Origin of the sequence: Thauera sp. WH-1 (genome assembly GCF_047806685.1) — a bacterium.
Classification (GTDB): Bacteria; Pseudomonadota; Gammaproteobacteria; order Burkholderiales; family Rhodocyclaceae; genus Thauera.
On sequence record NZ_JBLQGP010000002.1, the window covers coordinates 302,153 to 326,425 of the forward strand.

The window sequence follows — 24,273 nt, forward strand, 5'->3', positions numbered from 1 at the left end:
GCAAGGAGGCGTCAGAGCGGCAGCGGCGGCACGCCGGCGCTGCGCAGGCGCAGGATGTCGCGGTACTCGTCGGGGTCCTTCACCAGCACCATCTCGCCGGCGCGCGGCAGGTGGAAGTCGGCCGCGCGCGACAGCCAGAAGCGCAGCGCGGCGGCACGCAGCAGGGCGGGCCAGGCGGCGCGCTCGGCGTCGGTGAACGGGCGCTCGCCATGGTAGGCGGCGAGCAGGGCGTCGCAGCGGGCGCCATCGAGCGTGCCGTCGGGGTTCGAGCACCAGTCGTTGACGGTGACCGCGACATCGAACAGCAGGGCGTCGTGGCCGGCGAAGTAGAAGTCGATGACGCCACCGACATGGACGCTGCCGTCGGCGTCGACGTCCCACAGCACGTTGTCGCGGAACAGATCGGCATGGATGGCGCCGGCGGGCAGGCTGGCGAGGTCCACCGTGGCCTGGAACACGATCTCGGCGTCGAGCAGGGCGCGCTCGTCGGCGGGCAGGAAGCCGCGCACCGCCTGCGCGGTGGCGGCGCGCCACTGCGGGCCGCGCGGGTTGTCCTGGCGGCGGCCGTAGGACTGGCCGGCCAGGTGCAGGCCGGCGAGCATGGCGCCGACCTTGGCGCAGTGTGGCACGCCGGGGTCCATCTCGGAAGCGCCGGACAGGCGCACCACCAGCGCCGCCGGGCGCTCCTCCAGGGTGCCGAGGTATTCGTTGTCCAGATTGGCGATCGGTCCCGGCACCGGCAGGCCGTGGCGGGCGAGGTGGGCCATCAGGTGCAGGTAGTAGGGCAACTCGGCGCGCGACATGTCCTCGAACAGGGTCAGCACGTAGCGGCCGAGCGTGGTGGTGACGAAGAAGTTGCTGTTCTGCACGCCGGCGGAGATGCCCTTGAGTTCCACCAGGCGGCCGACGGCGTAGTCCTTGAGCCAGTCGGCGAGCACGGATTCGGGAACGGGGGTGAAGACGGACATGCGGGCTCCGGTTGTTGATGCTTGGTTCGAGTGATCACGTCGCGCGGGATGCGTGGAGGCTGTTGTCCATGAGGGGCGCCAGCGCGTCCTTCACGGCCCGCCAAGCGTCCAGCTTGGCCTCGAAGCGAAGTGATGCGTAAGTAGGACTGGTCGAGGGGAGACGGGTGAAAGTAAGTTCCGGCAGTGCGATTCGCCCGCGGACATGACGCTGAAAGGTCTTCTGGGCTTCAATGCCGTTGAAGAACACATGGCGGACTTGCGGGCAGGCGGCGAACAGGCCGGCGAAATCGTTGGCCTCGATGCTGTCGTGGGTGATCGCGCTGTCCAGGCTGCCCGCGCGCACGCAGGCGGCGATGACGTCCCACAGTGCCACGCCAGCATCGGTCAGGCGTTCGAGGCGCTCGGCGTAGGGCAGTTCCGCGCCCGCATCGAACAGCGCACCCATGATCGGCCAGAAGGCGTTGCGTGGGTGGGCGTAGTACTGCCCGGCGGCGAGCGACGCCTCGCCCGGCATGCTGCCCAGGATCAGCACCCGCGCGTCGGCACGGTAGACCGCAGGAAAGCTCTGTCGCGCCGCCAAGCTCGGGCTCACCAGGACTTGATCACCCACATCGGCACGGCAAGGTTGGGGGCCGCGTCGTCGCGCACCATCTGACCGTTGCCTTCCTTGTCGATCAGGTAGTAGGGCACGCCGTGCGGCGGAGTGACCTTGACCATGTAGAGCTTGCCGCGGATGCGGTATTCGGTGACGGTGTCCTCGCCGCGCTGGACGATGGTGACCTCGGGCTCATCCACCTCGCTCATGCCTTCGGGCATGGGGGGCGGCTCGGGAAGGGGTTCGAGCCCGGCGGGCTGCTGGGCGAAGGCGGGCACGGCAGCGGCCAGCAGCAGGGCGATCAGGGTGCGGCGCATGATGTTCTCCTGAAGAGGCCCCAATTCTAGCCGCTTTCACGGGCTTGCCGGCGATGCGGCCGCCTGCCGCCACGGGCGGATGCGTGCCGCCTACAGGTTCAGCATCATCTCGCGCTCGGCGGGCAGGGGCTGGAAGCCGCGGCGCTCGTAGTGCTTGAAGATGGCCTCGACCACGTCCTCGGGCCGATCGATGACCTGCACCAGGTCGAGGTCCTCGCGATTGATCATGCCCTCGGCCACCAGGCGGTCGCGCAGCCAGTCGAGCAGGCCCTGCCAGAACGGCCCGTGCACCAGGATGATCGGGATCCTGCGGCTCTTCTTGGTCTGCACCAGCGTCATCGCCTCGAGCAGCTCGTCGAGCGTGCCGAAGCCGCCCGGCATCACCACGTAGGCCGCGGCGAACTTCACGAACATGAACTTGCGCGCGAAGAAGTGCTGGAAGGTCTGCGAGATGTCCTGGTAGGGGTTGGCGCCCTGTTCCATCGGCAGCTGGATGTTGAGCCCCACCGACGGGCTCTTGCCGAAGAAGGCGCCCTTGTTGGCCGCTTCCATGATGCCCGGGCCGCCGCCCGAGATCACCGCGAAGCCCGAATCCGACAGCAGGCGGGCGATCTTCTCGGCGAGCATGTAGTACATGTGGTCGGGTGGCGTGCGCGCGCTGCCGAAGATCGACACCGCCGGCCGGATCGCGGCCAGGCGTTCTGTCGCCTCGACGAACTCTGCCATAATCCCGAAGATTCGCCAGGACTCGCGCGCGTTGTAACGTGGCGCGCTGCCGTCGGGCACGCTGCGGGGGAGTTTGTCTTTCGCGGTCATGTTGTTCTCGTCTGTGTTCTTGGCCGGCGCCGGGAAGTCGCGGGAAGTTGGGAAAATTGGGGACAGACCCCAATTTCCGCGGAGATCGGGGTTTGTCCCCAATTCTCCTGCGCCCATCCGTTCGATTGCGTCGCCGTCCGCCTGGTTTCCCGCAAGGATTGTCCCGATGCCCACCCTGCTGCTCGTCGATGGCTCCAGCTATCTCTACCGCGCCTTTCATGCGCTGCCCGATCTGCGTAACTCGCAGGGCGAGCCGACCGGGGCGATACGGGGAGTGCTGTCGATGCTAAGGCGGCTCGAAAGCGACTACAAGGCAGAATTTCGCGCCTGTGTGTTCGATGCCAAGGGCAAAACCTTCCGCGACGACTGGTATCCCGAATACAAGTCGCATCGGCCGCCGATGCCCGACGACCTGCGCGCGCAGATCGCGCCGCTGCACGAGGCGGTGCAGGCCGAAGGCTGGCCCTTGCTGTCGATCGAAGGCGTGGAGGCCGACGACGTCATCGGGACGCTCACCCGCCAGGCGCTCGAGCGCGGCTGGGAGGTGGTGATCTCGACCGGCGACAAGGACCTCACCCAGCTCGTGCGCCCGGGCGTGAGGTGGGTCAACACGATGAGCGAGGAGGTGCTCGACGAAGCCGGCGTGGAAGCCAAGTTCGGCGTACCGCCGGCGCGCATCGTCGACTATCTGGCGCTGGTGGGCGATACGGTGGACAACGTGCCGGGCGTGGAAAAATGCGGCCCCAAGACCGCGGTGAAATGGCTCACGGAATACGGCACGCTCGACAACCTGGTCGCCAACGCCGACAAGGTCGGCGGCAAGGTGGGCGAGAACCTGCGCAAGCACCTGGACTTCCTGCCGCTGGGCAGGAGGCTGGTGACGGTGGCGACCAACGTCGAGCTGCCGGTGGCGCTCGACGAGCTGCCGGCGCGCGAGGACGACAAGGCGGCGCTGCGCGCGCTGTACGAGCGCTTCGAGTTCAAGTCGTGGCTGAAGGACCTGGATGGCGGCGCGGAGAGCGTGGCGGCCTCGAAGGCGGCCACCGAGGCGCGCCGCTTCGACGGCGAAGGAAATCGGGGTCTGTCCCCTATTTCGCCTATTTCGGATGATCCGCCCGGGGCGCATCGTGGCGGCTACCGGACGATCCTCGACTGGCCGACTTTCGACGCCTGGCTGGCGAAGATTACCGCGGCCGAACTCACCGCCTTCGACACCGAAACCACCAGCCTCGACCCGATGGCGGCCCAGCTGGTCGGCATGTCGTTCGCCGTGGAGGCGGGAGAGGCCGCCTACCTGCCACTCGCCCACCGCGGCGCGGCGCTGCCTGCGCAACTGCCCTTGGCCGAGGTGCTGGACAAGCTCAAGCCCTGGCTCGAGTCCGCGCAGCACGCCAAGCTCGGCCAGAACCTCAAGTACGACGCCCATGTGCTGGCCAACCATGGCATCCGGCTCGCCGGCATCGCCCACGACACCTTGCTGCAGTCCTACGTGCTGGAGTCGGACAAGCCGCACGACATGGATTCGCTCGCCAAGCGCCACCTCGGGCTGACCACCATCCCCTACACCGAGGTCTGCGGCAAGGGCGCCAAGCAGATCGGCTTCGACGAGGTCGCGCTCGACCGCGCCACCGACTACGCCGCCGAGGATGCCGACGTCACCCTGCGCCTGCACCAGCACCTGTGGCCGCAACTGCAGGCCGAGCCGCAACTGGCCGCGCTCTACCGCGACATCGAGCTGCCGGTGCTCTCCGTGCTGCAGCAGATGGAGCGCACTGGCGTGCTGATCGACCCCTTCCTGCTCAGCCAGCACTCCGAGGAGCTCGGCCGCCGCCTGCACGCGCTCGAGCGCGAGGCGCAGGATCTCGCCGGCCAGCCCTTCAACCTCGGCTCGCCCAAGCAGCTTGGCGAGATCCTGTTCGGCAAGCTCGGCCTGCCGGTGGTCAAGAAGACCGCCACCGGCCAGCCCTCCACTGACGAGGAAGTGCTCGAGAAGCTCGCCGAGGACTACCCCTTGCCCAAGCTGCTGCTCGAGCACCGTAGCCTGGCCAAGTTGAAGAGCACCTATGCCGACAAGCTGCCGCGCATGGTCAATCCGAAGACCGGCCGCGTGCACACCAGCTTCTCGCAGGCCACCGCCGTCACCGGCCGGCTGTCGAGCTCTGAGCCCAACCTGCAGAACATCCCGATCCGCACGCCCGAAGGCCGCCGCATCCGCGCCGCCTTCATCGCGCCGCGCGACCACCTGATCGTGTCGGCCGACTACTCGCAGATCGAGCTGCGCATCATGGCCCACCTGTCGGACGATGCGCGCCTGCTCGAAGCCTTCGCCCACGGCGAGGACGTGCACCGCGCTACCGCCGGCGAGGTCTTCGGCATGGCGCCGGCCGAGGTCACCAGCGAGCAGCGCCGCTACGCCAAGGTCATCAACTTCGGCCTCATCTACGGCATGAGCGCCCACGGCCTGGCCAAGAACCTCGGCATCGAGCGCGCCGCCGCGCAGAGCTGGATCGACCGCTACTTCGCCCGCTATCCGGGCGTCGCCGACTACATGGAGCGCACCCGCGCCGAGGCACGCGACAAGGGCTATGTGGAGACCGTGTTCGGCCGCCGCCTCTACCTGCCCGACATCCGCGCTAGCCAGGCCGGCCGCCGCCAGGCCGCCGAGCGCGCGGCGATCAACGCGCCGATGCAGGGCACGGCCGCCGACCTGATCAAGAAGGCGATGATCGCCACCCGCGACTGGCTCGCCGCATCCGGGCTGACGTCGAAGCTGGTGCTGCAGGTGCATGACGAACTGGTGCTGGAGGTGCCCACGGCCGAGCTCGATGCCATCCGTGCCGAGCTTCCCCGGCTGATGGGCGGCGTGGCCGCGTTGAAGGTGCCGCTGCTGGTCGAAGTCGGCGCCGGTGACAACTGGGACGAGGCGCACTGATGGCCGAGCCGGCGCTCGCGGAGAAGCCGCTCGTCAGCAGCATGAAGGTGTACCGCCGCCTGCTCGGCTACACCCGCCCCTATCTCGGCTTCTTTGCGCTCAGCATCCTCGGCTTTGCCATCGCCGGCGCCTGCAAGGCGGCGCTGGCGAGCGTGCTCAAGTACTTCATCGACGGCCTCGCCACCCCCGACGCGCCGATCGGCACCGGCCTGGCCTGGCTCGACCGGCTGGATCTCGTCCTCGCCATCCCGCTGATGATCGTCATCATCGCCCTGCTCGAGGGCGCCGGCACCTTCCTCGGCAACTACGGCATCTCGCGCGTCTCGCTCGGCCTCATCCACGACCTGCGCACCCAGCTCTTCGGCAGCTTCCTGGTGCTGCCCAACCGCTTCTACGACGCCAACAACTCGGGCCACCTGGTCTCCAAGCTCACCTACAACGTGTCGCAGGTGACCGACGCCGCCACCGACGCGGTCAAGATCCTGTTCCGCGAGGGCCTCACCGTCATCGCGCTGCTCAGCTACCTGCTGTGGATGAACTGGCGCCTGACCTTGACCCTGCTCGTCGTGCTGCCGGTGATCGCCTGGCTGGTGTCCAACGCCAGCCGCAAGTTCCGCCGCCTGTCGAAGAACATCCAGACCTCGATGGGCGAGGTCACCCATGTCGCTTCCGAGACCATCCAGGGCTACCGTGTGGTGCGCAGCTTCGGTGGCGAGGCCTACGAATCCGGGCGTTTTCTGCAGGCCAGCCGTGACAACACCAAGCGCCAGCTCAAGATGGTGCGCACGCAGGAGACCTTCCAGGCGCTGATGCACCTGATCGTGTATTCGTCGATGGGCCTGCTCTTATTTACGGTGCTGAAGGTGCGCGGCGACGCCTCGGCCGGCGACGTGGTCGCCTACATCACCGCCGCCGGCCTGCTGCCGCGCGCGATCCAGCTCCTGGGTGGGGTCAGCGCCCGCATCCAGCGTGGCGTGGCGGCGGCCGACAGCATCTTCGAGCAGCTCGACGAAGCGCCCGAGCCCGACACCGGCAGCATCGAGCGCGAGCGCGTCGCCGGGCGCGTCGAGGCCCAGGGGCTCGGCTTCACCTATCCCGGCGCGGAAGGCCGCGCGCTGCAGGGCATCGACTTCCAGGCCGAGCCGGGGCAGATGATCGCGCTCGTCGGCAAGTCCGGCAGCGGCAAGTCGACGCTCGCCAACCTCATCCCGCGCTTCTACCAGCACGACGAAGGCCGCCTGCTGGTCGACGGCGTGGCGGTCGAGGACTACACGCTCGCCAACCTGCGCCACCACATCGCGCTGGTCACCCAGCAGGTCACGCTGTTCAACGGCACGGTGGCCGAGAACATCGCCTACGGCGAGCTCGCCGGCGCCAGCCGCGAGCAGATCGTCGCCGCCGCCGAAGCCGCGAATGCGCGCGAATTCATCGACCGTCTGCCGCAGGGCTTCGACACCGAGATCGGCGAGAACGGCGTGCTGCTCTCCGGCGGCCAGCGCCAGCGCCTGGCGATCGCCCGCGCGCTACTGAAGAACGCGCCCATCCTGATCCTCGACGAGGCCACCTCCGCGCTGGATACCGAGTCGGAACGGCTGATCCAGGCGGCGATCGAGCGCCTGATGGCAGGGCGCACGACCATCGTCATCGCCCACCGGCTATCGACGATCGAGAAGGCGGATCAGATCCTGGTGATGGAGGCGGGACGGATCGTGGAGCGCGGGACGCATGCGGAGCTGGTGGCGCGGGGTGGGGTGTATGCGCGGCTGCAGGCGATGGGGGAGGAGGCGCCGGACGCTGGCTGAATCAGGGGCGATCAAGCGGGCGTAGGCCCCTTGATTGTGAGATCCCGACCAACGCGTTCGATATGCTCGCGCAGCGCAGGATTGTCGAGCCGATGCCACAGGCACAGGTCGACCTTCCACGGCAGCAGCAACTCATCGATGTCCACGCCCAGCCGTAGCAGGTCGGGGAGCGTCATGGCGGGGGCGAACAGGCAAAGATCAATATCCGATCCGGGTCGATAGTTGCCCATCGCCCGCGAGCCGTACAACACGACGCGCTCCACGGCCGGGTTGCGGTGGAGAGCGGCCAGCAGGCGCTGGTGCCAGCGGATGTCAGGCGTCCCGCTCACAAGGCCTCCGCATCGATATAAACCTCATCGAGCGTGATCTCCGCCTCCAGGCAGTCCAGCCGCAAACTGCCTTCCGTGTAGGTCTCGTGCCGCACCGTCGCGCCGAAGCGATACACCTCCACGCAGCGCTTGTCCGGATCGACCAACAGGTATTCGCGCAGCGACGGAATCGTCTGATAGGCGAAGAGCTTCTCGCGGCGGTCGATGCGCTCGGTGCCGGGCGACAGCACTTCCACCACCATGCACGGGCGGCGGCGATAGTAGGGCTCGCGGTCTTCCGGGTCGCAGGCGAGCAGCAGGTCGGGGTAGTAGAAATAGGTCTGGTCGGCGTGGTCCACCCGCAGCTTCATGTCGGCCATGAAGAGCTGGCAGCCCTTGCGGCGGGCGTGCGGACCGATCGCCAGCCCGAGGCCGGTGCCGAGCAGTCCGTGTTTCGCGCTCGCACCCTCCATGGCGACCACTTCGCCATCCAGGTATTCGTGCTTGATGTCGATGCGCGTTTCGTCGTCGAGGTAGTCATCGACGCTGATCCGGGCAGGGCGTGCCCGTGCGTTGCTCATGCAGTCCTCCGGTCGGCTTGGGGCGCCACATCCTCGAACACCTCATCCAGCCCGATCTCCAGCTCCAGTGCTGTCAGCACCAGCCCGCGTGCGCTGTCGCCGGTGGCGAGCAGCCAGTCGTTGGAGGGCAGGCGGCGGAAGATCTCCACGCTGCGGCGCTCGGCGTCGACCAGCACGTATTCCTGCAGGCTGTCGAGCAGGCGATAGGCGGCGAACTTGGCGCCGCGGTCGTAGGCGGCGGTGCTGTCGCTGAGCACCTCGATGATCACCCGCGGGTGATGCAGCACGCGCTCGGCGGCGAGGTCCTCGGGGTGGCAGCTCACCATCACGTCGGGGTAGAACACCGCGTCGGCCTGCGCCACCTCGAGCTGCATGTCGGAGATGTAGGCGCGGCAGGGCGTGCCGCGCAGCTTCTGGCGCAGCGCGGCAAAGCAATTTCCTGCCACGACGACATGATCCTGGCGTGCGCCCGCCTGGGCGAACACCTCGCCGGCGACGAAGTCATGCTTGACGGGCTGTTCGGCTTCCCAGGCGAAAAAGTCCTGGCGTTCGAAGCGCGGGGCGGGTTGAGGTAGCGCCATGCTGGATATGCTCCCGATCCTTGTCGTGCCTGAAGTCTAGCAGGAGGAGGGCAAAGAGCCCGACGGCGAAGCGCCCGATGGTTTGCTCGCTTGCCCTTGCCGCCGCAGCTTGAGCCCGTGGTATCGACCGGCTATCCTCAGCCGACACACGGAGTGCGCCATGGCCCTGCCTGCGACCAAGCCCGAATTCGACGCCGAAGCCTACATGGCGTGGGAAGAGGAGCAGCCCGAACGCCACGAGTACCTCGCCGGCGAGGTGTTCGCCACGTCCGGCGGGACGGATGCGCATTGCACGATCCTGCTCAACGCGGCGACCGGTCTGAGAGCCGCCCTATCCGGCAAGCCCTGCCGCGCCTTCATCTCCGGCATGAAGCTGCGCATCGACCGCGCCGACGCCGTCTTCTACCCCGATGTCTTCGTCACCTGCGATGCCCGCGACCGCCAGCCTGAGGCCAGCCTCGCCAAGCAGCATCCGGCCCTGATCATCGAGGTCCTCTCCGACTCCACCGCCGCCTTCGACCGCGGCCGCAAGTTCGAGCTCTACCAGCAGATCGACACCCTGCAGGAATACCTGCTCATCGAGCAGGACCGCAAGCACGCCGACCTTTTCCGCAAGAACAGCGAGGGGCTGTGGGTGCTGCATCCGGCGGGCGAGGGTGATGTCATTCGGCTGGAAAGCGTGGGGGTCGAGCTGGCGCTGGATGGCTTGTACGAGGACGTCGAACTGTGAGCAGGTTCAACGCCCGAACCCAGCCCCTCTCAGGATTCGCCGCATTCAGTCGATCGCCCACCTGCGGGGCGAAATCGGGGTCAGACCCCGATTTCGTGCCCATCCGCCACTAAACACCTGACATCAGGATATCGACCGCTCGATTGATGCTGTCACCCTGATCGGCCACGCTCCCGACGCAACGCACATTGGCTCGTCGCACCGCCGCGATGAGTCGGGTGGCAAGAATCAACCGCTTGCCGTCATACAGAATTTCGGGGTTCAAACCCTTGACGGCGGGATAGTCGGGCAGCAACGGAATGACGACCACCGCTGGGTCGGGCGGCAAAAGGTCGCTTTCGACCACAACCATCGCCACACCCTTGTATTCCGCCACGCTGTAGCGGTTCAGGTGTTCCACGAAGCGGCACCTGGCGTACACATGGTCTCGGCCAGCGGGTGACCATTGCGCTCGTGCCACGCAGCTTGTGCAGCAAAGTTGTCTGCATTGTCAGTCAGCCACTGCTTGCGACGGGCTTCGGCCACCGCCCTCTTGAGCGCCGCTTCGGCCACGGCCGATACGTTGATCTCCAGTGCCCTGGCGGAGTCAAGCACCTCGGCGTCCAGCGTCAGGGACGTCTTGCGTTTGATGGCAGATCCCATAGTTAGGCTCCTACGCGAAGTACCGCACCAATATACCGCAAGATCCCGAGTCTACGAGATGTGGCGGAGAATTCGGGGTCAGTAGTGGTACCGCCCCTGCAAGAACTCCACCCGCCCGGCTTTCACCAGATACACGCAGCGATGCTCCTGAGTGATGCGGCGCGACCATACGTCGGGTCCCAGATATTTCAGCGGCTCCGGTTTGCCGATGCCGTCGAAAGGATCGCGAAGGATGGCTCGTACGAGTTCTAGCAGGCGTTTCGCTGTGCGCCGGTCGGTCTCGACCCAGTACTGAAGGTCCTCGAGAAACTCAGGGTGGCATACAGCGACCCGTTCGGCCTCACGCATCGAAGCCTGCCCTGCGCTGCAAGTCTGCGAGGGGGGTGTCCGGCAAGCTCTCAGAGCGCGCTCGCGCCAAGGCCGAGAGCAGCCGCTCGGCGTTCTTGGGCGACCGCAGCAGGTGTGCGGTTTCGACCAGGCTTTCCAGCTCATCAGCGGCGATCATGGCCACATCCCCGCCGGATCGGCGCCGCACCAGGATCACCTCGCGGTTGTCGACCGCGCGGTCCATCAGCGACTTGAGTTGCTCGCGGGCCTGGCTGTAAGTGGTTTCGATGGTCATGGCGGCCTCGATGAGTTGTACAGAATAATTGTACATAACATCCGGCCTTAATGCCGCGCCGGCTCATGCTCCGGCACCCGGCGCTTCAGCCCCGCGCGCACCCCTCAATACGCGTTGGGACTCACGAACCCCTTGAACGCCGTCAGGAAGATGATCTTCAGGTCCAGCCACAGCGACCAGTTGTCGATGTACCAGAGGTCGTGCTCCACACGGGCCTTCATCTTTTCGAGTGTATCGGTTTCGCCGCGCAAACCGTTCACCTGTGCCCAGCCGGTGATGCCCGGTTTGACCTGGTGGCGCTGCATGTAGGATTCGACCAGGTCCTTGTAATACTCGTTGTGCGCGAGCGCATGGGGGCGGGGGCCGACGATGGACATGCGGCCCTGTAGCACGTTGAAGAATTGCGGTAACTCGTCGAGGCTGGTGCGGCGCAAGAAGGCACCAATGGGGGTGATGCGCGCGTCGCCCTTCTTCGCCTGTGTCACCTGCCCGGTCGACTCTTGATGGACAACCATCGAGCGAAACTTATAGACCTTGAAGCGCTGCCCGTTGATGCCCGTGCGATACTGCTTGAAGAGTACCGGTCCTGGCGAAGTCAGCTTGATCGCCAGCGCAATCACCATGCACACCGGCAGGATCATCAGGAAGATCAGGCTGCCGACCATGAGGTCTTCGGCACGCTTCACGATTCGTGCCGCACCGTCCATCGGCGTGACGCTGAGATCGATCGAGTAAAACCCCGCCACGCGGCTCACCTGATGGTTCAGCAGCGGCAGGTCGTTCAGTTGGGGGATGAAGCGGATCGACACCACATGGTGGCGCAGCGTATACACGGCGGATTGGATCTTTGCCCCCTCGTTCAGCGGCAGCATCAACCACACTTCGTGGGCGCCGGAGCTGTCTACCTGCTCGGGCAGCGTGCTCAACCAGTCGGACGATTCGCTACAGGAGACCTCACCCGCCACGGAATAGCCCTGTTCGCGCAGCGCCAGCGCCGATGGCAGCTTGACGCCCGGGGCGTCGCTGGGTGTCACCAACACCACTTGCTTAAGATTCCGCCCCGAACGCCGGGCGCGGCGCAGTGCCAGGTACATGAGCAGGCGCAACCCGATACCCAGGCCTGCGCTGATCGCCATCGTGTATGCGAACCAGAGACGCGAGTAGCTCGCGGAAGTCTTCAGCATAAAACCCAGCATCGCCAGCACGGCTGCAGCGAGCAACCATCCACCTACGACCCGCATCACCGGGCGCAGGAACGACTGCCCACGCCAAGATCCATATGCGCCGACCAGGAACGAGGCGACCACAACCAGAGCAGCCCAGCTAATGGCGGCCACCAAGTAAGGGTAGGTCAAATCGTAAGTGTCGAAGCGCAGGAAGAACGCAAGGTACGCTGCCAACATGGCAATACCCGCATCGACCAGTGCGGCGGCGAAGGCTACCGGGTAGCGTTCGGCGAAAGTGGGGGAGTAGCTTAGGGATTGGGGCATCGGTGCGCGGCTTGGTCGCCCGGGCCTTGCGGCAGGGGACCAAGGGAAATCAATTGTCGGGGATCAGGAATTCATCGCGGCTACGCCCGGCCTCTACAGCCTCCTTCATCCACTTGGGCATCACCCCGCGGCCGGTCCAGGTCTTGCCCGATGCCGAGTCGCGATACTTTGGCTTGACCGCAGCGCGCTTGTCGCCGCGGCTGACCGACTCGGCCTTCAGCGGCGCGACGCTCGTTAAACCGAGGTCGGTCGCCGTCAGGTCGTAGTCCCGGATCTTTTGCCGGATCTCGGCGATCACGTCCGCGATCTCCGCCTGGCGTACCTCTTCGGCCTGCTTCTGCAGCGCTTCGATCTGCGCCATCAATTCGACATAGGTCGGCATGTCATTTCCTTCTGAAAGTTATTCGGCTCACTACGGCGTTTCGATCGCCCATTCTTCCACTGCAAGCCCCGGGGCACCTCGAAGCTCACGGGCGTTGTTGGTGATGATGACGCTATCCTCTGCCATCGCGTGCGCCGCAATCATCAGATCCATGCAGCCGATGGGTTTGCCTGCACGTTCCAGCCGGGATCGGATATCTGCGTAATGGTGTGTCGCGTCAAGCGGCCAGGGCCGTACGTCAAAACCGGCCAGCCAAGCCTCCACTGCAGCCTTGAATCGGGAGGCGCCCAGCTTGGCCGCACCAAGACGCAAATCGGCCGCCACAATCGCCGAGAGCCACAGGTCGCCGCGGTTCAGGCTCGTGAAGCGCTCGATCATGTTCGCCGGGTGGTGACGCAGGATGTAGCTGCAGATGTTGGTATTCAGGGTGTGCAACATGTGTGGCGTTTGCCTTGGTCAGGTCCAGTCACGCTCCTGGGGCGGCGGATCCCTCCGTTCCGCCAGAAATTCAGCGGGCAAGGCCTCGTTGTTTGCGTAGAACTGCTGCAGCCAGAGGCCCATGTCCTGCTCGGGCGGTGTTTCGGGATGCAGCCATGGGTCGTTGCCAATTTGCTCGACCCTGACGGTTTTAGCCTGCTGGCGCCGCTTTGCCGGCAGCCGCCGTGCCTGGCTACGGCCGCTCATGAATACGCGTGCGGTAATGCTCATGGTGTTTCTCCGGCATGGTCATACTGCGCTGTAGTATCACCCCTCGGAGTTGGCCTGTCACGCCAGCTCCCGCAACCTCGGATTCTTCAAATCCTTCCCCGACAACTGAGGTTCTGCGATCGGCCACGGAATCCCCACGTCCGGGTCGTTCCAGATCAGCCCGCCCTCATCCTCGGGAAAGTAGAAGTCCGTGCACTTGTACTGGAAATCCGCCACCTCGCTCAGCACGCAGAACCCATGCGCGTAGCCAGGCGGAATCCACACTTGCCGGTGGTTCTCGTCATTGAGCTCCACCCCGACGAACCTGCCGTGGGTGGCCGAAGCCGGATCGATGTCCACCGCCACGTCATAAACCGTCCCCCGGCTCACGCTCACCAGCTTGCCCTGCGGGCGGGTCTTTTGGAAATGCAGCCCGCGCAGCACCCCGCGCTGCGAGCGCGAGTGGTTGTCCTGCACGAAGGGCAGGGTGATGCCCGCCTCGCGGTAGCGATCGACCTGGAAGGTTTCCAGGAAGAAGCCGCGATGGTCGCCGAACACCTTCGGTTCGATGATCAACACCCCGGGCAGGGCCGTCTCGATGACCTTCATTCCACCGCCTCCTGCGTCACCAGACGCTGCAGATACTGCCCATAGCCCGTCTTGCTCAGGGCATCCGCCTGTTGCGACAACTGCTTGCGGCTCAGCCAGCCCTGGTGGTAGGCGACCTCCTCCAGGCAGGCCACCTTCAGCCCCTGGCGCGCCTCGATGGTCTGCACGAAGTGGCTCGCCTCCATCAGCGAGTCGTGCGTGCCAGTGTCCAGCCAGGTTGCGCAGTCGGGTTTCTCAACGACGCGGGCCACCAAACGGCCACCACCGAGCGAAACGTCTCCGCAGGCAAGTACATGGCAGTCAGATCTCTGCCAGAAAGCGGCTGAGGATGCGGGCCTTCTCCAGAAACTCGCACGCGTAGTCGATCGCGACCTTATTCGGTAGCGGCATCGAGAGTGCACGATCGATGCCCTCGATCAGCGCTTCCACCGACTCAGGTTCGATCCGCACCGCAATGCCAAGGTACTCCTCGCACAGCAACCCTAGACTCGTGCCCGAATCGGCTGTGATTACTGCGTTACCCCCTACGGCCAGGATATTGGTCAGCTTTGACGGCAGAACCGCGTCGGCCGCTCCGCGTTTCTGGATTACCAAATGGCAGTCCGCCGAGGCCAGCAGTGCTGGAAGATCTTCGTAGGGCTGCAAAGGCGCAAACAGCAGATTCGTCAAACGCTTGCGCTGAGCCATTTCCACCAGACGTGCTTTTCCAGCCCCTTCACCGACAATTAGAAACTGCAACTCCTGCCGATCCTGCAAGCGCTCGGCCGCCGCGATGACCGTTTCAAGCCCTTGCTTCTCACCGATATTGCCCGAGTACAGCAACACGCGCTTATCCGGTGCGACGCCCAAGCGCGACAGCAATCCCGCATCCCGTGCCACACCCTGGAAGCGTTCGGTTTCGGACCAGTTCGGGAAAAAACGCAGACGCTCCTCGTCCACGCCCTTCAATCGCGCTCGCTGCAGCATCCCGCTGGAGATGGTCGACACCCTATCAAAGGCTCGCAGGATGGCCCGCTCGGCAGCGAATGCGAAACGCTTCAGCCTCCCCCCTTTCGCAATCCCCAGCCCAAATAGCGCATCCACCTCGTAATCCTGGATGTGAAGCACGGACTTGGCCCCGCACAACTTCGCCAGCAGCAGCGCCTGTGGTGAGCAGAAAAGAGTGGGCACCACCAGGATCACCAGATCCGGCCGCCAGCGAAGCTGCGCGAATACGGGGAGTGACGAAGACACCGAGAAGCTGGCGAGATGGAGCATGCGCTTGAGTGCGCTCGGCTTCTCAGGCACGTAGAGCGGGCAGCGGGTTACCCGCACCCCGTCCTCCATACGTGTGTCGTACCTCCGGCCAGAAAACGCCGACCACACCTTCCAGTCCGGATAGTAGGGCGGTGCGCTGACCACCCTCACTTCATGATCCTGCTTGGCAAACCAGCGGGTCATTTCACCGCTGTACTTCCCGATGCCGGTCAGTTCCGGGCTGTAGTTGATGCCATATACCAGAATTTTCATTCATCGCGCCCGGGCTTGCTCGACGTTGTCCAGATACCAGTCATACGTCTGACCCAAGCCCTTCGCTAGGCCGATGCTTGCCTGCCATCCAAGTCGCGCCAGCCGGCTGACATCCATCAGTTTGCGCGGCGTGCCGTCCGGTTTCGTGGTGTCGAAGACGAGGCTGCCCTCATAGCCGATGACCTTGACCAGTGTCTCTGCGAGTTCGCGAATCGTCACATCAGCACCGGTGCCAACATTGATGTGCGAGCGCATCGGCTCGGTTTCGCCGGCGTAGCGTTCCTGCGGGATGTTCTGCAGATGCACGACGGCTTCGGCGAGGTCGTCCACATGCAGGAACTCGCGCATCGGTGTGCCGCTGCCCCAGATCACCACCTCGGGCGACTTGGCCAGCTTGGCCTCGTCGATGCGCCGCATCAGCGCTGGGATGACGTGGCTGTTCTCGGGATGGAAGTTGTCGCCCGGGCCGTAGAGGTTGGTCGGCATGGCGCTGCGATAGTCGCGGCCGTACTGGCGGTTGTAGCTCTCGCACAGCTTGATGCCGGCGATCTTGGCGATGGCGTAGGGCTCGTTGGTGGGCTCGAGCAGACCGGTGAGCAGGGCTTCTTCCTTCATCGGCTGCTCGGCGAACTTGGGGTAGATGCACGACGAGCCGAGGAACATCAGCTTGTGCACGCCGTGGGTGTGGGCGGCGTGGATGAGGTTGGCCTCAATCATCAGGTTCTGGTGGATGAACTCGGCCGGGTAGGTGTTGTTGGCGTGGATGCCGCCGACCTTGGCCGCGGCCAGGTAGACCTGATCGATGCGATGGGCGGCGAAGAAGGCATTGACCGTGTGCTGGTCGGTGAGGTCGAGTTCATTGCGACCGGCAGTGAGAATGTTGATGCAGCCCAGCGCCTTCAGCCGGCGCACGATGGCTGAGCCGACCATGCCACGATGGCCGGCGACGAAGATGGTGTCGGTGAGGTTCATTCTGCTGTGGGAGCGGCGGTAGCCGCGATCTCCAGGTTCATCATTTTTCAACGGCCACCGGCACGTCGTGCCCGTGCGCCTTCAGGAAGGCGTGCCGCTGCGCCACCTTGAGGTCTTCGGCGACCATCTCGGCGCACATCTCCTGCACGGTGATCTCCGGCGTCCAGCCGAGCTTGTCCTTGGCCTTGGTCGGGTCGCCGAGCAGGGTTTCGACCTCGGCGGGGCGGAAGTAGCGCGGATCGACACGAACGATGACGTCGCCCGCCTTCAGGGCCGGCGCCTTGTTACCGGCGATGTGTTCGACCACCGCATGTTCGTCCACGCCCTTGCCCTCGAAGCGCAGCGTGATGCCCAACTCGGCCGCCGACCAACGGATGAACTCGCGCACCGAATACTGCACGCCGGTGGCGATCACGAAATCTTCAGGCTGATCCTGCTGCAGCATCATCCACTGCATGCGCACATAGTCCTTGGCGTGGCCCCAGTCGCGCAGCGCGTCCATGTTGCCCATGTACAGGCAGTCTTCCAGCCCCTGTGCGATATTGGCCAGACCGCGGGTGATCTTGCGCGTGACGAAGGTTTCGCCGCGGCGTGGGCTCTCGTGGTTGAACAGGATGCCATTGCAGGCGTACATGCCGTAGGCCTCGCGGTAGTTCACCGTGATCCAGTAGGCGTAGAGCTTGGCCACCGCGTAGGGGCTGCGCGGGTAGAAGGGCGTGGTCTCCTTCTGCGGGATCTCCTGCACCAGGCCGTAGAGCTCGGAGGTAGAGGCCTGGTAGAAGCGCGTTTTCTTGTCCAGGCCGAGCAGGCGGATGGCCTCGAGCAGGCGCAGCGTGCCCATGGCGTCGACGTCGGCGGTGTATTCGGGTGACTCGAAGCTCACCGCCACGTGCGACTGCGCGCCCAGGTTATAGACCTCGTCGGGCTGCACCTGCTGCAGGATGCGGGTGAGGTTGGACGAGTCGGTGAGGTCGCCGTAGTGGAGGACCATGCGCGGGTCGGGCGTGTGCGGGTCCTGGTAGATGTGGTCGATGCGCTGGGTGTTGAAGCTCGAGGCGCGGCGCTTGATGCCGTGGACTTCGTAGCCTTGGGCGAGCAGGAATTCGGCGAGGTAGGAGCCGTCCTGGCCGGTGATGCCGGTGATGAGGGCTGTCTTGTTGTTCATTGGTCTTTGTCCTATTCGGGGTGCATGCCCGCCGACCGAAACGAAGTGCCGGGGCGCGTCGGTGGGCTGCAAGATCAACTGTAGGTTTGTAAGTGATTGGTCGAAGGTGCGCGGTTGGTCTGCAGTGGCTCGCCAACTATTCGTTGTTGGGCTTAGCCAGCGCCGCTACGAGAAACCTCGATGGCCCTCTGGTAAATCTCCATCAAGGTCGCGTAGTTGGTCTCTTCGGTGTACTTGCCTTCGAATTCGGCGCGTGCGCCTTGGCCAAGGTGCTCCAGCAACCCTTGCGCCTCCCAGGCGGTGCGCACCTCCTGCAGCAGGGACTGCGGATTGGCCGGCTGGAAAACGATGCCGCTCTTACCGTGCTCTACGATGGAGGGAAGTGGACCAATATTGGAAACCCCCGCTGGCGTGCCAAAGGCGAACGCCTCGCGAACAACCATAGGGAAGCCTTCGAAGCACTCAGATGGAAGAATCTGCAAGCGTGCGTTGGCAATCTCGGCCTGGGCGTATTCTGCAGAAAGCTGGCCAAGAAAGCGCACGGGCAATCCTTCGGCCATTCGCTCCAACTCGGGGTGCAGTTCCCCAGAACCCACCAATCGCAACTCAGGTGCCCCCGTTCCCCATGCCTGCCAGGCCCGCAGTAGGTTGACGACGCCTTTTTCCGCTGTCAGGCGGCCGACAAAAACCACATAAGGCAGGCGCTTTACCCAAGGCACGACGGCAGGATTGCCAGGATAGAAGTTGGGTTTGACATGGACCTTCTCGGCAGGCAAACCCGCCGACACCATGACCTGACGCTGGAACTCTGTAAGGCAGATAAAGGCGTCCACTTGCTTCGTCCAGGTCCCGATCATGCGGTGAAGCTCGACCGAGATTGCTAGCGGAGTTGTAGCGATCCGGCTTCCCCGGTAGCAGCCATGTACGAGGCTCGGCAGGGCAGAGTGACGGTCCAAACACTCCGTACACACACGACCATTCCGCATTGGTATCGCAGCAGGGCAAAAAAGGCGGTAGTTGTGGAGTGTCAACACCTTTGCTGCGCGCTTGCCGATTGAATGGAAGATTGCAGGCGAAATTAACGGGAAGGTGTTATGGACGTGGACTACATCGGGCCGCAGCTCATCCACTTTCGCGCTTAGAGCGCGCGCCATTATTGGATTCCATGGTGTGCTAAAGGCACCATTCAGTCTTCCCTTAATTCCACGGTGTTTGATCTCATCATTGGATCGACAAAAAAAATAAACATCATTACCGTTCCTTGCGAGCAAACACGCTTCAGCAGCGAAAACATGGTTTTCGCCGGATGGAACACCAGAGGAGTAATGATTGTGAGTGAGGAGTATCTTCAAAACAGTATGTCTCGAACACGGCATAGAGCCAGAGATGCTCCACTCCGCTCGGTAGCTTAGTCAGTGACTTGTCAGCGGCTGTGTGACGGCGGAGTGTATCTGCTGCCTGTCCCTTTTGAGGCCCAATCCTGGATTATGCTTAGGTCGCTGCAGATAACGCGTCCTTAAAAAAATCGACATGCTGCTTAAGAGGTGAGATTGGAATCGGATGGCTAATTTAACCGTGAAGCTATTGAATATTTTTGTCGAATGCTTTAAGTGAACCTGTGCCTCGGTGCGCTTTCAATGGCTGCGTCCGCCGCCTTTTAAAAGGCCCAAAGATGATCAATGCTACAAGTGGTGTTAGAATCGCGCCGCCGGAAAGCATTGCGGTGTGAGTTGGAACTGTGGTTAAGAAAAATGAGTTAAGAAACATTGCGCCAGATAAAACAGGGAAGTAATGGCTGTTTTGGAATCTGAGTAGGGTTGCATTGTTAAAAAATACTGCTCCATAGGCAACCAATAAATATAAAATCAAACCTATGAGTCCAAAGGACGAGATGCCCGATCCCATAAAGCCCGTCTGTATCGAGGTCTTGTCTGACCCAATAATTTCGATTGCGGTAAATAAGGGGATGTCGATACAGTCAGAAAGAAGCAAAGTGCATAGTTTTCCGCTGCCAGCCAATCCAATGGGCTCGGAAACAAGGATAAAGTAATTTATCCATGCCGCTAAACCGTCAGCGCTAGCAAAAAAAACACGATAAACAAGTGTTTTGATTAACGTGGCCGTGTTTGATGTTCCGTCGTTGATTGAGTCAGAATATTGAAAATAATAGAGGGCGAGTAATACGAAGCCGCCAATGCACAAGGCAAGGAAAATCTTCCATAAATCTCGTGAAAAACGCGCTAGCTGCGCGCTAAAGCTCGGCACCCCTCTTCTTGAGCATTGGTATATATACGCGTAAAGGAGAAGGTAATACGCGTAAAAGAGTTTGTTGAGTTGAATGGAGGTTAATAGGGGAAGGAGTGCGGATAAGAGAAAAAAGAAAGTCTTTTTTGCAGTGCTTTTAACTGTGAGTGCGGCTAGGAGTGCCCCGCCTCCAATTAGCGGAATGACTGCAAAACGAACCGCGTTGGCAAAAGAGCTCCAGGTTGTTCCTTGGAATACATCGCGTCTGATATCCGTGTACGAGTAATTTGAACTGCCGACGAAGTACGAGAAATGCTCCGATATTATATTTATTGAATGTGGAAGCGACAGACTTATCGCAATCAAAGCGATAGCTGGAATCGTAATTCTCAACCCCTGTCCCCGTGGTTTGTCCGGATGGTCGCCGAAGCGATTCTTGCATCGAAGAACGGAGGGGGGAGTTGTTGCGATAAGTGAAGCTAAGATTAAGTAACATAAAGATGTTACTATCACATAATAATCATGTGCCGCGTTTGGTATATCGGCAATCTTGCTTATCTCGAAGAATTGTGGAAGTACCGCAGTGTGTGGGCCGTACTGAATTGAAAAGAAAATCAAAAAGCCAAGGAAGTACGTTGGCCTCATGGAGCCAATTCTTGCTACTGCAATCCAAAGGAATGCAAAGGAAAAAATAGAGAATAACTGCAGTAGCATATTGATGCTGTCAGTTTGCGTTATTTTGCTACGCGATTTTGGTAAAGGTTGCGTAGGATCTTTTTTAACCTGCCCGACGCTCTATCGAAAAATGATGGCTTGTTCTCGCGGTAAAAGGCCTGGATGCTTCTGAGGGCGACGTCATTTTCGCTGATCGCATCCGTTAAGATTGGAACTGTCTGGCGCGTATGCGCTCCCGAGAATGGGTCGTAATCACTGCAGTTAATGCCGCTTCCGTCATTTCCTATATTCTTGGTCAACGACTGGCTTGGGTTTAAGCAAAGCCCATTGTTTTTGAAGATCGTTGCATACCAGAAGATGGCCCAGGTATTAGTTCGGCCGCGCTGGTTATTTAGGACTTGTGACCAGAAATTATGCGCGCCATCGAGGTTAAAGGAGAAAATTTCCTCTTTCTTCCATAATTCTATCATCGAAGATGGGGCCTTCTCAAAATGACTCCAACGATCTGCCCAAGTTGCCCAGCCCCAGCAATTCATGCATCTCCAGAGAAAGGTTTCGTCGATGTCTTTCGTTGAAATTGGGTAATTCCAGCCGCTTATATGCCAAACTTTTTTCTGGTTTTCGTAGAGTTCAAGTGCCTCGTTCATAAATCTGAGAAATGCGGGGCTGGTAATAATATCGTCCTCTAGTACGATTATCTTCTCTCGTTCTTTGAGGATGCGGGTGACACCTTCGATAATTGATTTTGCAAGTCCCCAATTATCATTTCTCTCGATTATAGAGACAGATCTGAAGCCTTCAATGCTCTTGATGTATTTTCGCACCTCTTGAACGCTTCGCTCAGCGCTTGCGTTCTTTGGAGCGTCGGAGAAGATGGTCAGGTCGCTTTCCTCGGCAAGCTCGTTCCTTAAGAGCGCTTCAATGGTTTGCTTCGTGTGAGCAAGCCGATTATATACAAATAGTGCGATCGGTGCGGGTCGTGTGGTTGCCATTCACTTATCTTGTGTGTTTAGTGCGTGGGACTTATTGTAAAGTAAATTTCTATTTTTTTATTAATGTAAGTGGATTAAGCGCCTTAATCTTCATGAGGAAAATATGGCGGGTTTGACTGCTTGTGCAATCCACTAAAAATGATGAGGTGGCTTGCGATGCTACTGTGGCTAACGCGGCGCCATGCGCTCCATACTTTGGAATCAATGCAAGATTCAGAATGATGTTCATGAGGGCGCCAAAAGCTGTTCGCTTGAAATTTAATAGCGGGAGGTTCTCGGCGATGAACCATCTAGAACTGGCTACGCCGAGAGACACGAAAACGGAAGCCCAGATGTGGATTGCAAGGATTTGGCCCGATTCGATGTATTCGGGCCCGTATAGAACAATGATCAGTGGGGTGGAAAGAAAGGTCATTGGTAGCGCAATTAGAACTGAAGTCCAGGCGAGGAACGTGAAGAGTTTTTGAAAGCGTTGGTAGTAGAGCTCTTCACTGCGTGATTTCGCGTTGATGATTGTCGGAAAGACGGAGGTGACGATTATCATTGGGATGAAATACCATACTTCGCTGATTCGAGCGGCTGCGCTATAGATGCCGACCTCGTGGTCTCCGATCATTTGCCCGAGCATGATTTGGTCCGTTTTCATGTAGACCATGATCGCGATACCTGAAAGTAGTAGTGGCCAGCTATCACGGATTAATGATTGTGCTGTCGGCCAGCTGGCCCGTAGCGAAGCGATCTTTGGGCCTCGAAGATTGAAAATGGCTAGAAGGATCGCCGAAGACAGAACAGTTTCAGCCAAAATCGCCCAGGCAAAGGCGAGAAGCGAAGCATCGCCCAATATCAATTTGACTTTTACGATGGCAAATACGATGAATGTGGCGTTTTGAGCCCAGACCGTATATTTCGATTGAACTTGCGACTCAAACCAATATGCTGCGGTGTCTGCGAACTTGAAAAGTAAGGCAGAGCCGAGAATCGAGACAATCGACTTCAAAAGCGGGTCGTCTGCACGGATCCAGAAAGCGGTTGCGATCATTAGGCTGTACGCGATCAAGCCTCCTGCAAGCTGGAGCGCCGCAGCGGTGCCGAGAATCAAGTTCTTGTCTGAGGGGTTTTTTATAATGTCCCGCACGACGACGCTAGGTAAGCCCAGCGTGGCAATCGCAGCGAAAAGTGCTGTAAAAGCTGTTGCGAAGCTGAGTATGCCGAACTGTTCGGGACCGAGGGCGCGGGCAATCCAAATGCCAAGAAGCAGGCCGATCCCCATGCGAAAAATTTTGTCGAGGAAAAGCCAACCAATGTTGTCGAGTATTTTGACGAGATTAGGTCGACCCGCGATGTGGCGCTGAAGAAAGTTAGGGATGAGGTTCACGTGGATATCCTCAGAGTTTCAGCTATCGCTTCCGAAGATATCGCGTGTATAGAGCTTGTCTTGAACGTCGGCAAGCGATTCTGAGTGACGGTTCGCTACGATAATGTCTGCTTCGCGCTTGAAGATGTTGATGTCGCTAACGACTCGCGAGTTGAAGAAAATAGACTTGTGCAGGGTGGGCTCATAGACAATAACCTCGATTCCCTTTGCTCTTATACGCTTCATCACGCCCTGAATCGCTGAGGCACGGAAATTGTCCGAGCCCGCCTTCATAACCAAGCGGTAGATGCCGACCACCTTCGGATTGCGCTTCAGGATGGATTCCGCGATGAAGTCCTTGCGAGTCGTGTTGGCATCGACGATGGCTCGGATCAGCGTGCTCGGCACGTCGGCGTAGTTCGCGAGTAGCTGCTTGGTGTCCTTGGGCAGGCAATAACCCCCATAGCCGAAGCTGGGGTTGTTGTAGTGACCACCGATGCGGGGGTCCAGGCAGACGCCTTCGATGATCTGCCGAGTGTCCAAGCCATGGGTTTCGGCATATGTGTCGAGTTCGTTGAAGTAGGCGACACGCATCGCTAGGTAGGTGTTGGCGAAGAGCTTGATGGCTTCGGCTTCAGTGCTGTCGGTGAAGAGGACGGGGATGTCCTGCTTGATGGCGCCTTGTTGCAGCAGGGCGGCGAAGGCTTCAGCGCGGTCCGAGCGCGCGCCGACGATGATCCGCGAGGGGTGCAGGTTGTCGTGCAGCGCCATGCCTTCGCGCAAGAACTCGGGCGAAAAAAGGATGTTGCCGGTGCTGTACTTCTTGCGGACGCTGCGGGTGTAGCCGACCGGCACGGTGGACTTGATCACCATCACGGCGTTGGGGTTGATGGCGAGGACGTCTTCGATGACCGCCTCGACGCTGCGGGTGTTGAAGTAGTTGGTCTCGGGGTCGTAGTCGGTCGGCGTCGCGATGACGACGAAGTCGGCGCCGGTGTAGGCGTCGTGTTTGTCAAGCGTGGCGCGGAGGTTGAGCGTCTTGTGGCGCAGGTAATCCTCGATCTCAGCGTCAGCGATGGGTGAGCGGCGGTCGTTAATGCGCGCCACCTTCTCCGGGACGATATCGAGCGCCACCACCTGGTTGTGCTGGGCGAGCAGGACGGCGTTGGAGAGGCCGACGTAGCCTGTACCGGCGATGGCAATTTTCATTTGATTACCCAAAAGACTTGTATTCCGAAAGGGCGTGAAGAGTTCGTTCCATAGGCCAGGACTGGCACTGAGCGCACGGCCGCCAGCGGCG

Annotated in this window: 27 protein-coding genes and 1 pseudogene; 3 read left to right on the top strand and 25 right to left on the bottom strand. The window is 61.4% G+C overall.

All coding sequences use genetic code 11. The features are described from left to right. Window positions 1–11 precede the first annotated feature (11 nt). From ACMV5O_RS03695 to ACMV5O_RS03710, 4 genes are all read right to left on the bottom strand, one after another. A complete protein-coding gene (locus tag ACMV5O_RS03695) occupies window positions 12–968 on the bottom strand; it encodes a homoserine kinase (RefSeq protein WP_416162211.1) in 957 nt (318 codons plus the stop codon). Between the two features lie 34 nt (window positions 969–1,002). After that, window positions 1,003–1,548 (bottom strand): DNA-deoxyinosine glycosylase, encoded by a 546-nt coding sequence (locus ACMV5O_RS03700; RefSeq protein ID WP_416162212.1) that lies wholly within the window; start codon window positions 1,546–1,548, stop codon window positions 1,003–1,005. 8 nt (window positions 1,549–1,556) lie between these two features. Beyond that, window positions 1,557–1,880 carry a DUF2782 domain-containing protein gene (locus ACMV5O_RS03705; RefSeq protein ID WP_416162213.1) on the bottom strand — a complete coding sequence of 108 codons (324 nt, stop codon included), beginning with the start codon at window positions 1,878–1,880 and terminating at the stop codon, window positions 1,557–1,559. Window positions 1,881–1,970: 90 nt separating this feature from the next. Continuing rightward, window positions 1,971–2,696 carry a TIGR00730 family Rossman fold protein gene (locus ACMV5O_RS03710; RefSeq protein WP_416162214.1) on the bottom strand — a complete coding sequence of 242 codons (726 nt, stop codon included), beginning with the start codon at window positions 2,694–2,696 and terminating at the stop codon, window positions 1,971–1,973. A gap of 166 nt (window positions 2,697–2,862) precedes the next feature. Here ACMV5O_RS03710 and polA point away from each other — a divergent pair, with 166 nt between their 5' ends. Beyond that, entirely contained in the window at window positions 2,863–5,628 is a 2,766-nt protein-coding gene (gene polA, locus ACMV5O_RS03715) for a DNA polymerase I (RefSeq protein WP_416162215.1), read from the top strand. Next, window positions 5,628–7,430 carry a lipid A export permease/ATP-binding protein MsbA gene (msbA, locus tag ACMV5O_RS03720; protein WP_416162216.1) on the top strand — a complete coding sequence of 601 codons (1,803 nt, stop codon included), beginning with the start codon at window positions 5,628–5,630 and terminating at the stop codon, window positions 7,428–7,430. The genes polA and msbA overlap by 1 nt, the downstream gene beginning before the upstream one ends. An 11-nt stretch (window positions 7,431–7,441) precedes the next feature. On the opposite strand, the gene ACMV5O_RS03725 is transcribed toward msbA, so the two are convergent. From ACMV5O_RS03725 to ACMV5O_RS03735, 3 genes are read right to left on the bottom strand one after another with little or no spacing between them, the layout of a single operon-like run. Continuing rightward, window positions 7,442–7,759: a nucleotidyltransferase family protein gene (locus tag ACMV5O_RS03725; RefSeq protein ID WP_416162217.1), complete on the bottom strand. Its 318-nt coding sequence runs from the start codon at window positions 7,757–7,759 to the stop codon at window positions 7,442–7,444. Next, window positions 7,756–8,319 carry a Uma2 family endonuclease gene (locus ACMV5O_RS03730; protein ID WP_416162218.1) on the bottom strand — a complete coding sequence of 188 codons (564 nt, stop codon included), beginning with the start codon at window positions 8,317–8,319 and terminating at the stop codon, window positions 7,756–7,758. Before ACMV5O_RS03730 ends, ACMV5O_RS03725 begins: the two co-directional genes overlap by 4 nt. After that, on the bottom strand, window positions 8,316–8,900 hold the full coding sequence (locus ACMV5O_RS03735) for a Uma2 family endonuclease (RefSeq protein WP_416162219.1): 585 nt from the start codon (window positions 8,898–8,900) through the stop codon (window positions 8,316–8,318). The genes ACMV5O_RS03730 and ACMV5O_RS03735 overlap by 4 nt, the downstream gene beginning before the upstream one ends. A gap of 160 nt (window positions 8,901–9,060) precedes the next feature. Between ACMV5O_RS03735 and ACMV5O_RS03740 the strand changes: the two genes are divergently transcribed. Continuing rightward, a complete protein-coding gene (locus ACMV5O_RS03740; RefSeq protein WP_416162220.1) occupies window positions 9,061–9,630 on the top strand; it encodes a Uma2 family endonuclease in 570 nt (189 codons plus the stop codon). A gap of 109 nt (window positions 9,631–9,739) precedes the next feature. Here the strand turns inward: ACMV5O_RS03740 and ACMV5O_RS03745 are convergent, their stop codons facing one another. The 18 genes and pseudogenes from ACMV5O_RS03745 to ACMV5O_RS03830 form a co-directional block, all read right to left on the bottom strand. Further along, window positions 9,740–10,030, bottom strand: a complete 291-nt coding sequence (locus ACMV5O_RS03745; protein WP_039920666.1) for a CcdB family protein — start codon at window positions 10,028–10,030, stop codon at window positions 9,740–9,742. Then, complete coding sequence (locus ACMV5O_RS03750; RefSeq protein WP_416162221.1) at window positions 10,018–10,272, bottom strand: type II toxin-antitoxin system CcdA family antitoxin; 255 nt, start codon at window positions 10,270–10,272, stop codon at window positions 10,018–10,020. The genes ACMV5O_RS03745 and ACMV5O_RS03750 overlap by 13 nt, the downstream gene beginning before the upstream one ends. 78 nt (window positions 10,273–10,350) lie before the next feature. Continuing rightward, entirely contained in the window at window positions 10,351–10,620 is a 270-nt protein-coding gene (locus ACMV5O_RS03755) for a Txe/YoeB family addiction module toxin (protein ID WP_416162222.1), read from the bottom strand. Then, window positions 10,613–10,894, bottom strand: coding sequence for a type II toxin-antitoxin system Phd/YefM family antitoxin (locus ACMV5O_RS03760; RefSeq protein ID WP_416162223.1), 282 nt, complete (start codon window positions 10,892–10,894; stop codon window positions 10,613–10,615). The genes ACMV5O_RS03755 and ACMV5O_RS03760 overlap by 8 nt, the downstream gene beginning before the upstream one ends. A gap of 104 nt (window positions 10,895–10,998) precedes the next feature. Continuing rightward, window positions 10,999–12,384, bottom strand: a complete 1,386-nt coding sequence (locus tag ACMV5O_RS03765; protein ID WP_416162224.1) for an undecaprenyl-phosphate glucose phosphotransferase — start codon at window positions 12,382–12,384, stop codon at window positions 10,999–11,001. A gap of 49 nt (window positions 12,385–12,433) precedes the next feature. Further along, window positions 12,434–12,766, bottom strand: a complete 333-nt coding sequence (locus ACMV5O_RS03770) for an H-NS family nucleoid-associated regulatory protein (RefSeq protein WP_416162225.1) — start codon at window positions 12,764–12,766, stop codon at window positions 12,434–12,436. A gap of 30 nt (window positions 12,767–12,796) precedes the next feature. Beyond that, window positions 12,797–13,204: a type II toxin-antitoxin system VapC family toxin gene (locus ACMV5O_RS03775; RefSeq protein WP_416162226.1), complete on the bottom strand. Its 408-nt coding sequence runs from the start codon at window positions 13,202–13,204 to the stop codon at window positions 12,797–12,799. 18 nt (window positions 13,205–13,222) lie between these two features. Further along, window positions 13,223–13,474, bottom strand: a complete 252-nt coding sequence (locus ACMV5O_RS03780) for an antitoxin (RefSeq protein WP_416162227.1) — start codon at window positions 13,472–13,474, stop codon at window positions 13,223–13,225. 57 nt (window positions 13,475–13,531) lie between these two features. Further along, window positions 13,532–14,062 carry a dTDP-4-dehydrorhamnose 3,5-epimerase gene (gene rfbC, locus ACMV5O_RS03785; protein WP_416162228.1) on the bottom strand — a complete coding sequence of 177 codons (531 nt, stop codon included), beginning with the start codon at window positions 14,060–14,062 and terminating at the stop codon, window positions 13,532–13,534. Beyond that, window positions 14,059–14,382, bottom strand: a pseudogene (locus tag ACMV5O_RS03790) (hypothetical protein); the annotation flags it as partial. The gene rfbC and the pseudogene ACMV5O_RS03790, both read right to left, overlap by 4 nt. After that, window positions 14,363–15,571 carry a glycosyltransferase WbuB gene (locus ACMV5O_RS03795; RefSeq protein ID WP_416162229.1) on the bottom strand — a complete coding sequence of 403 codons (1,209 nt, stop codon included), beginning with the start codon at window positions 15,569–15,571 and terminating at the stop codon, window positions 14,363–14,365. The pseudogene ACMV5O_RS03790 and the gene ACMV5O_RS03795, both read right to left, overlap by 20 nt. Continuing rightward, window positions 15,572–16,543, bottom strand: a complete 972-nt coding sequence (gene fcl / locus ACMV5O_RS03800) for a GDP-L-fucose synthase (RefSeq protein WP_416162230.1) — start codon at window positions 16,541–16,543, stop codon at window positions 15,572–15,574. A 40-nt stretch (window positions 16,544–16,583) separates the two neighbouring features. Beyond that, window positions 16,584–17,708 carry a GDP-mannose 4,6-dehydratase gene (gene gmd, locus ACMV5O_RS03805; protein ID WP_416162231.1) on the bottom strand — a complete coding sequence of 375 codons (1,125 nt, stop codon included), beginning with the start codon at window positions 17,706–17,708 and terminating at the stop codon, window positions 16,584–16,586. Between the two features lie 152 nt (window positions 17,709–17,860). After that, on the bottom strand, window positions 17,861–19,084 hold the full coding sequence (locus tag ACMV5O_RS03810) for a glycosyltransferase family 4 protein (protein ID WP_416162232.1): 1,224 nt from the start codon (window positions 19,082–19,084) through the stop codon (window positions 17,861–17,863). Window positions 19,085–19,289: 205 nt separating this feature from the next. Further along, window positions 19,290–20,666, bottom strand: coding sequence for a hypothetical protein (locus ACMV5O_RS03815; RefSeq protein WP_416162233.1), 1,377 nt, complete (start codon window positions 20,664–20,666; stop codon window positions 19,290–19,292). A 20-nt stretch (window positions 20,667–20,686) separates the two neighbouring features. Continuing rightward, window positions 20,687–21,619 carry a hypothetical protein gene (locus ACMV5O_RS03820; protein WP_416162234.1) on the bottom strand — a complete coding sequence of 311 codons (933 nt, stop codon included), beginning with the start codon at window positions 21,617–21,619 and terminating at the stop codon, window positions 20,687–20,689. 49 nt (window positions 21,620–21,668) lie between these two features. Continuing rightward, entirely contained in the window at window positions 21,669–22,994 is a 1,326-nt protein-coding gene (locus ACMV5O_RS03825) for a flippase (RefSeq protein WP_416162235.1), read from the bottom strand. Between the two features lie 18 nt (window positions 22,995–23,012). Further along, window positions 23,013–24,182, bottom strand: coding sequence for a nucleotide sugar dehydrogenase (locus tag ACMV5O_RS03830; protein WP_416162236.1), 1,170 nt, complete (start codon window positions 24,180–24,182; stop codon window positions 23,013–23,015). Window positions 24,183–24,273: the final 91 nt, after the last annotated feature.

Coding starts and splice junctions, on each gene's coding strand:
- ACMV5O_RS03695 (WP_416162211.1), bottom strand. CDS start 968: ATGTCCGTCTTCACCCCCGTTCCCGAATCCGTGCTCGCCGACTGGCTC.
- ACMV5O_RS03705 (WP_416162213.1), bottom strand. CDS start 1,880: ATGCGCCGCACCCTGATCGCCCTGCTGCTGGCCGCTGCCGTGCCCGCC.
- ACMV5O_RS03710 (WP_416162214.1), bottom strand. CDS start 2,696: ATGACCGCGAAAGACAAACTCCCCCGCAGCGTGCCCGACGGCAGCGCG.
- polA (WP_416162215.1), top strand. CDS start 2,863: ATGCCCACCCTGCTGCTCGTCGATGGCTCCAGCTATCTCTACCGCGCC.
- msbA (WP_416162216.1), top strand. CDS start 5,628: ATGGCCGAGCCGGCGCTCGCGGAGAAGCCGCTCGTCAGCAGCATGAAG.
- ACMV5O_RS03730 (WP_416162218.1), bottom strand. CDS start 8,319: ATGAGCAACGCACGGGCACGCCCTGCCCGGATCAGCGTCGATGACTAC.
- ACMV5O_RS03735 (WP_416162219.1), bottom strand. CDS start 8,900: ATGGCGCTACCTCAACCCGCCCCGCGCTTCGAACGCCAGGACTTTTTC.
- ACMV5O_RS03740 (WP_416162220.1), top strand. CDS start 9,061: ATGGCCCTGCCTGCGACCAAGCCCGAATTCGACGCCGAAGCCTACATG.
- ACMV5O_RS03750 (WP_416162221.1), bottom strand. CDS start 10,272: ATGGGATCTGCCATCAAACGCAAGACGTCCCTGACGCTGGACGCCGAG.
- ACMV5O_RS03755 (WP_416162222.1), bottom strand. CDS start 10,620: ATGCGTGAGGCCGAACGGGTCGCTGTATGCCACCCTGAGTTTCTCGAG.
- ACMV5O_RS03760 (WP_416162223.1), bottom strand. CDS start 10,894: ATGACCATCGAAACCACTTACAGCCAGGCCCGCGAGCAACTCAAGTCG.
- ACMV5O_RS03765 (WP_416162224.1), bottom strand. CDS start 12,384: ATGCCCCAATCCCTAAGCTACTCCCCCACTTTCGCCGAACGCTACCCG.
- ACMV5O_RS03770 (WP_416162225.1), bottom strand. CDS start 12,766: ATGCCGACCTATGTCGAATTGATGGCGCAGATCGAAGCGCTGCAGAAG.
- ACMV5O_RS03775 (WP_416162226.1), bottom strand. CDS start 13,204: ATGTTGCACACCCTGAATACCAACATCTGCAGCTACATCCTGCGTCAC.
- ACMV5O_RS03780 (WP_416162227.1), bottom strand. CDS start 13,474: ATGAGCATTACCGCACGCGTATTCATGAGCGGCCGTAGCCAGGCACGG.
- rfbC (WP_416162228.1), bottom strand. CDS start 14,062: ATGAAGGTCATCGAGACGGCCCTGCCCGGGGTGTTGATCATCGAACCG.
- ACMV5O_RS03795 (WP_416162229.1), bottom strand. CDS start 15,571: ATGAAAATTCTGGTATATGGCATCAACTACAGCCCGGAACTGACCGGC.
- fcl (WP_416162230.1), bottom strand. CDS start 16,543: ATGAACCTCACCGACACCATCTTCGTCGCCGGCCATCGTGGCATGGTC.
- gmd (WP_416162231.1), bottom strand. CDS start 17,708: ATGAACAACAAGACAGCCCTCATCACCGGCATCACCGGCCAGGACGGC.
- ACMV5O_RS03810 (WP_416162232.1), bottom strand. CDS start 19,084: ATGCCGTGTTCGAGACATACTGTTTTGAAGATACTCCTCACTCACAAT.
- ACMV5O_RS03815 (WP_416162233.1), bottom strand. CDS start 20,666: ATGCTACTGCAGTTATTCTCTATTTTTTCCTTTGCATTCCTTTGGATT.
- ACMV5O_RS03820 (WP_416162234.1), bottom strand. CDS start 21,619: ATGGCAACCACACGACCCGCACCGATCGCACTATTTGTATATAATCGG.
- ACMV5O_RS03830 (WP_416162236.1), bottom strand. CDS start 24,182: ATGAAAATTGCCATCGCCGGTACAGGCTACGTCGGCCTCTCCAACGCC.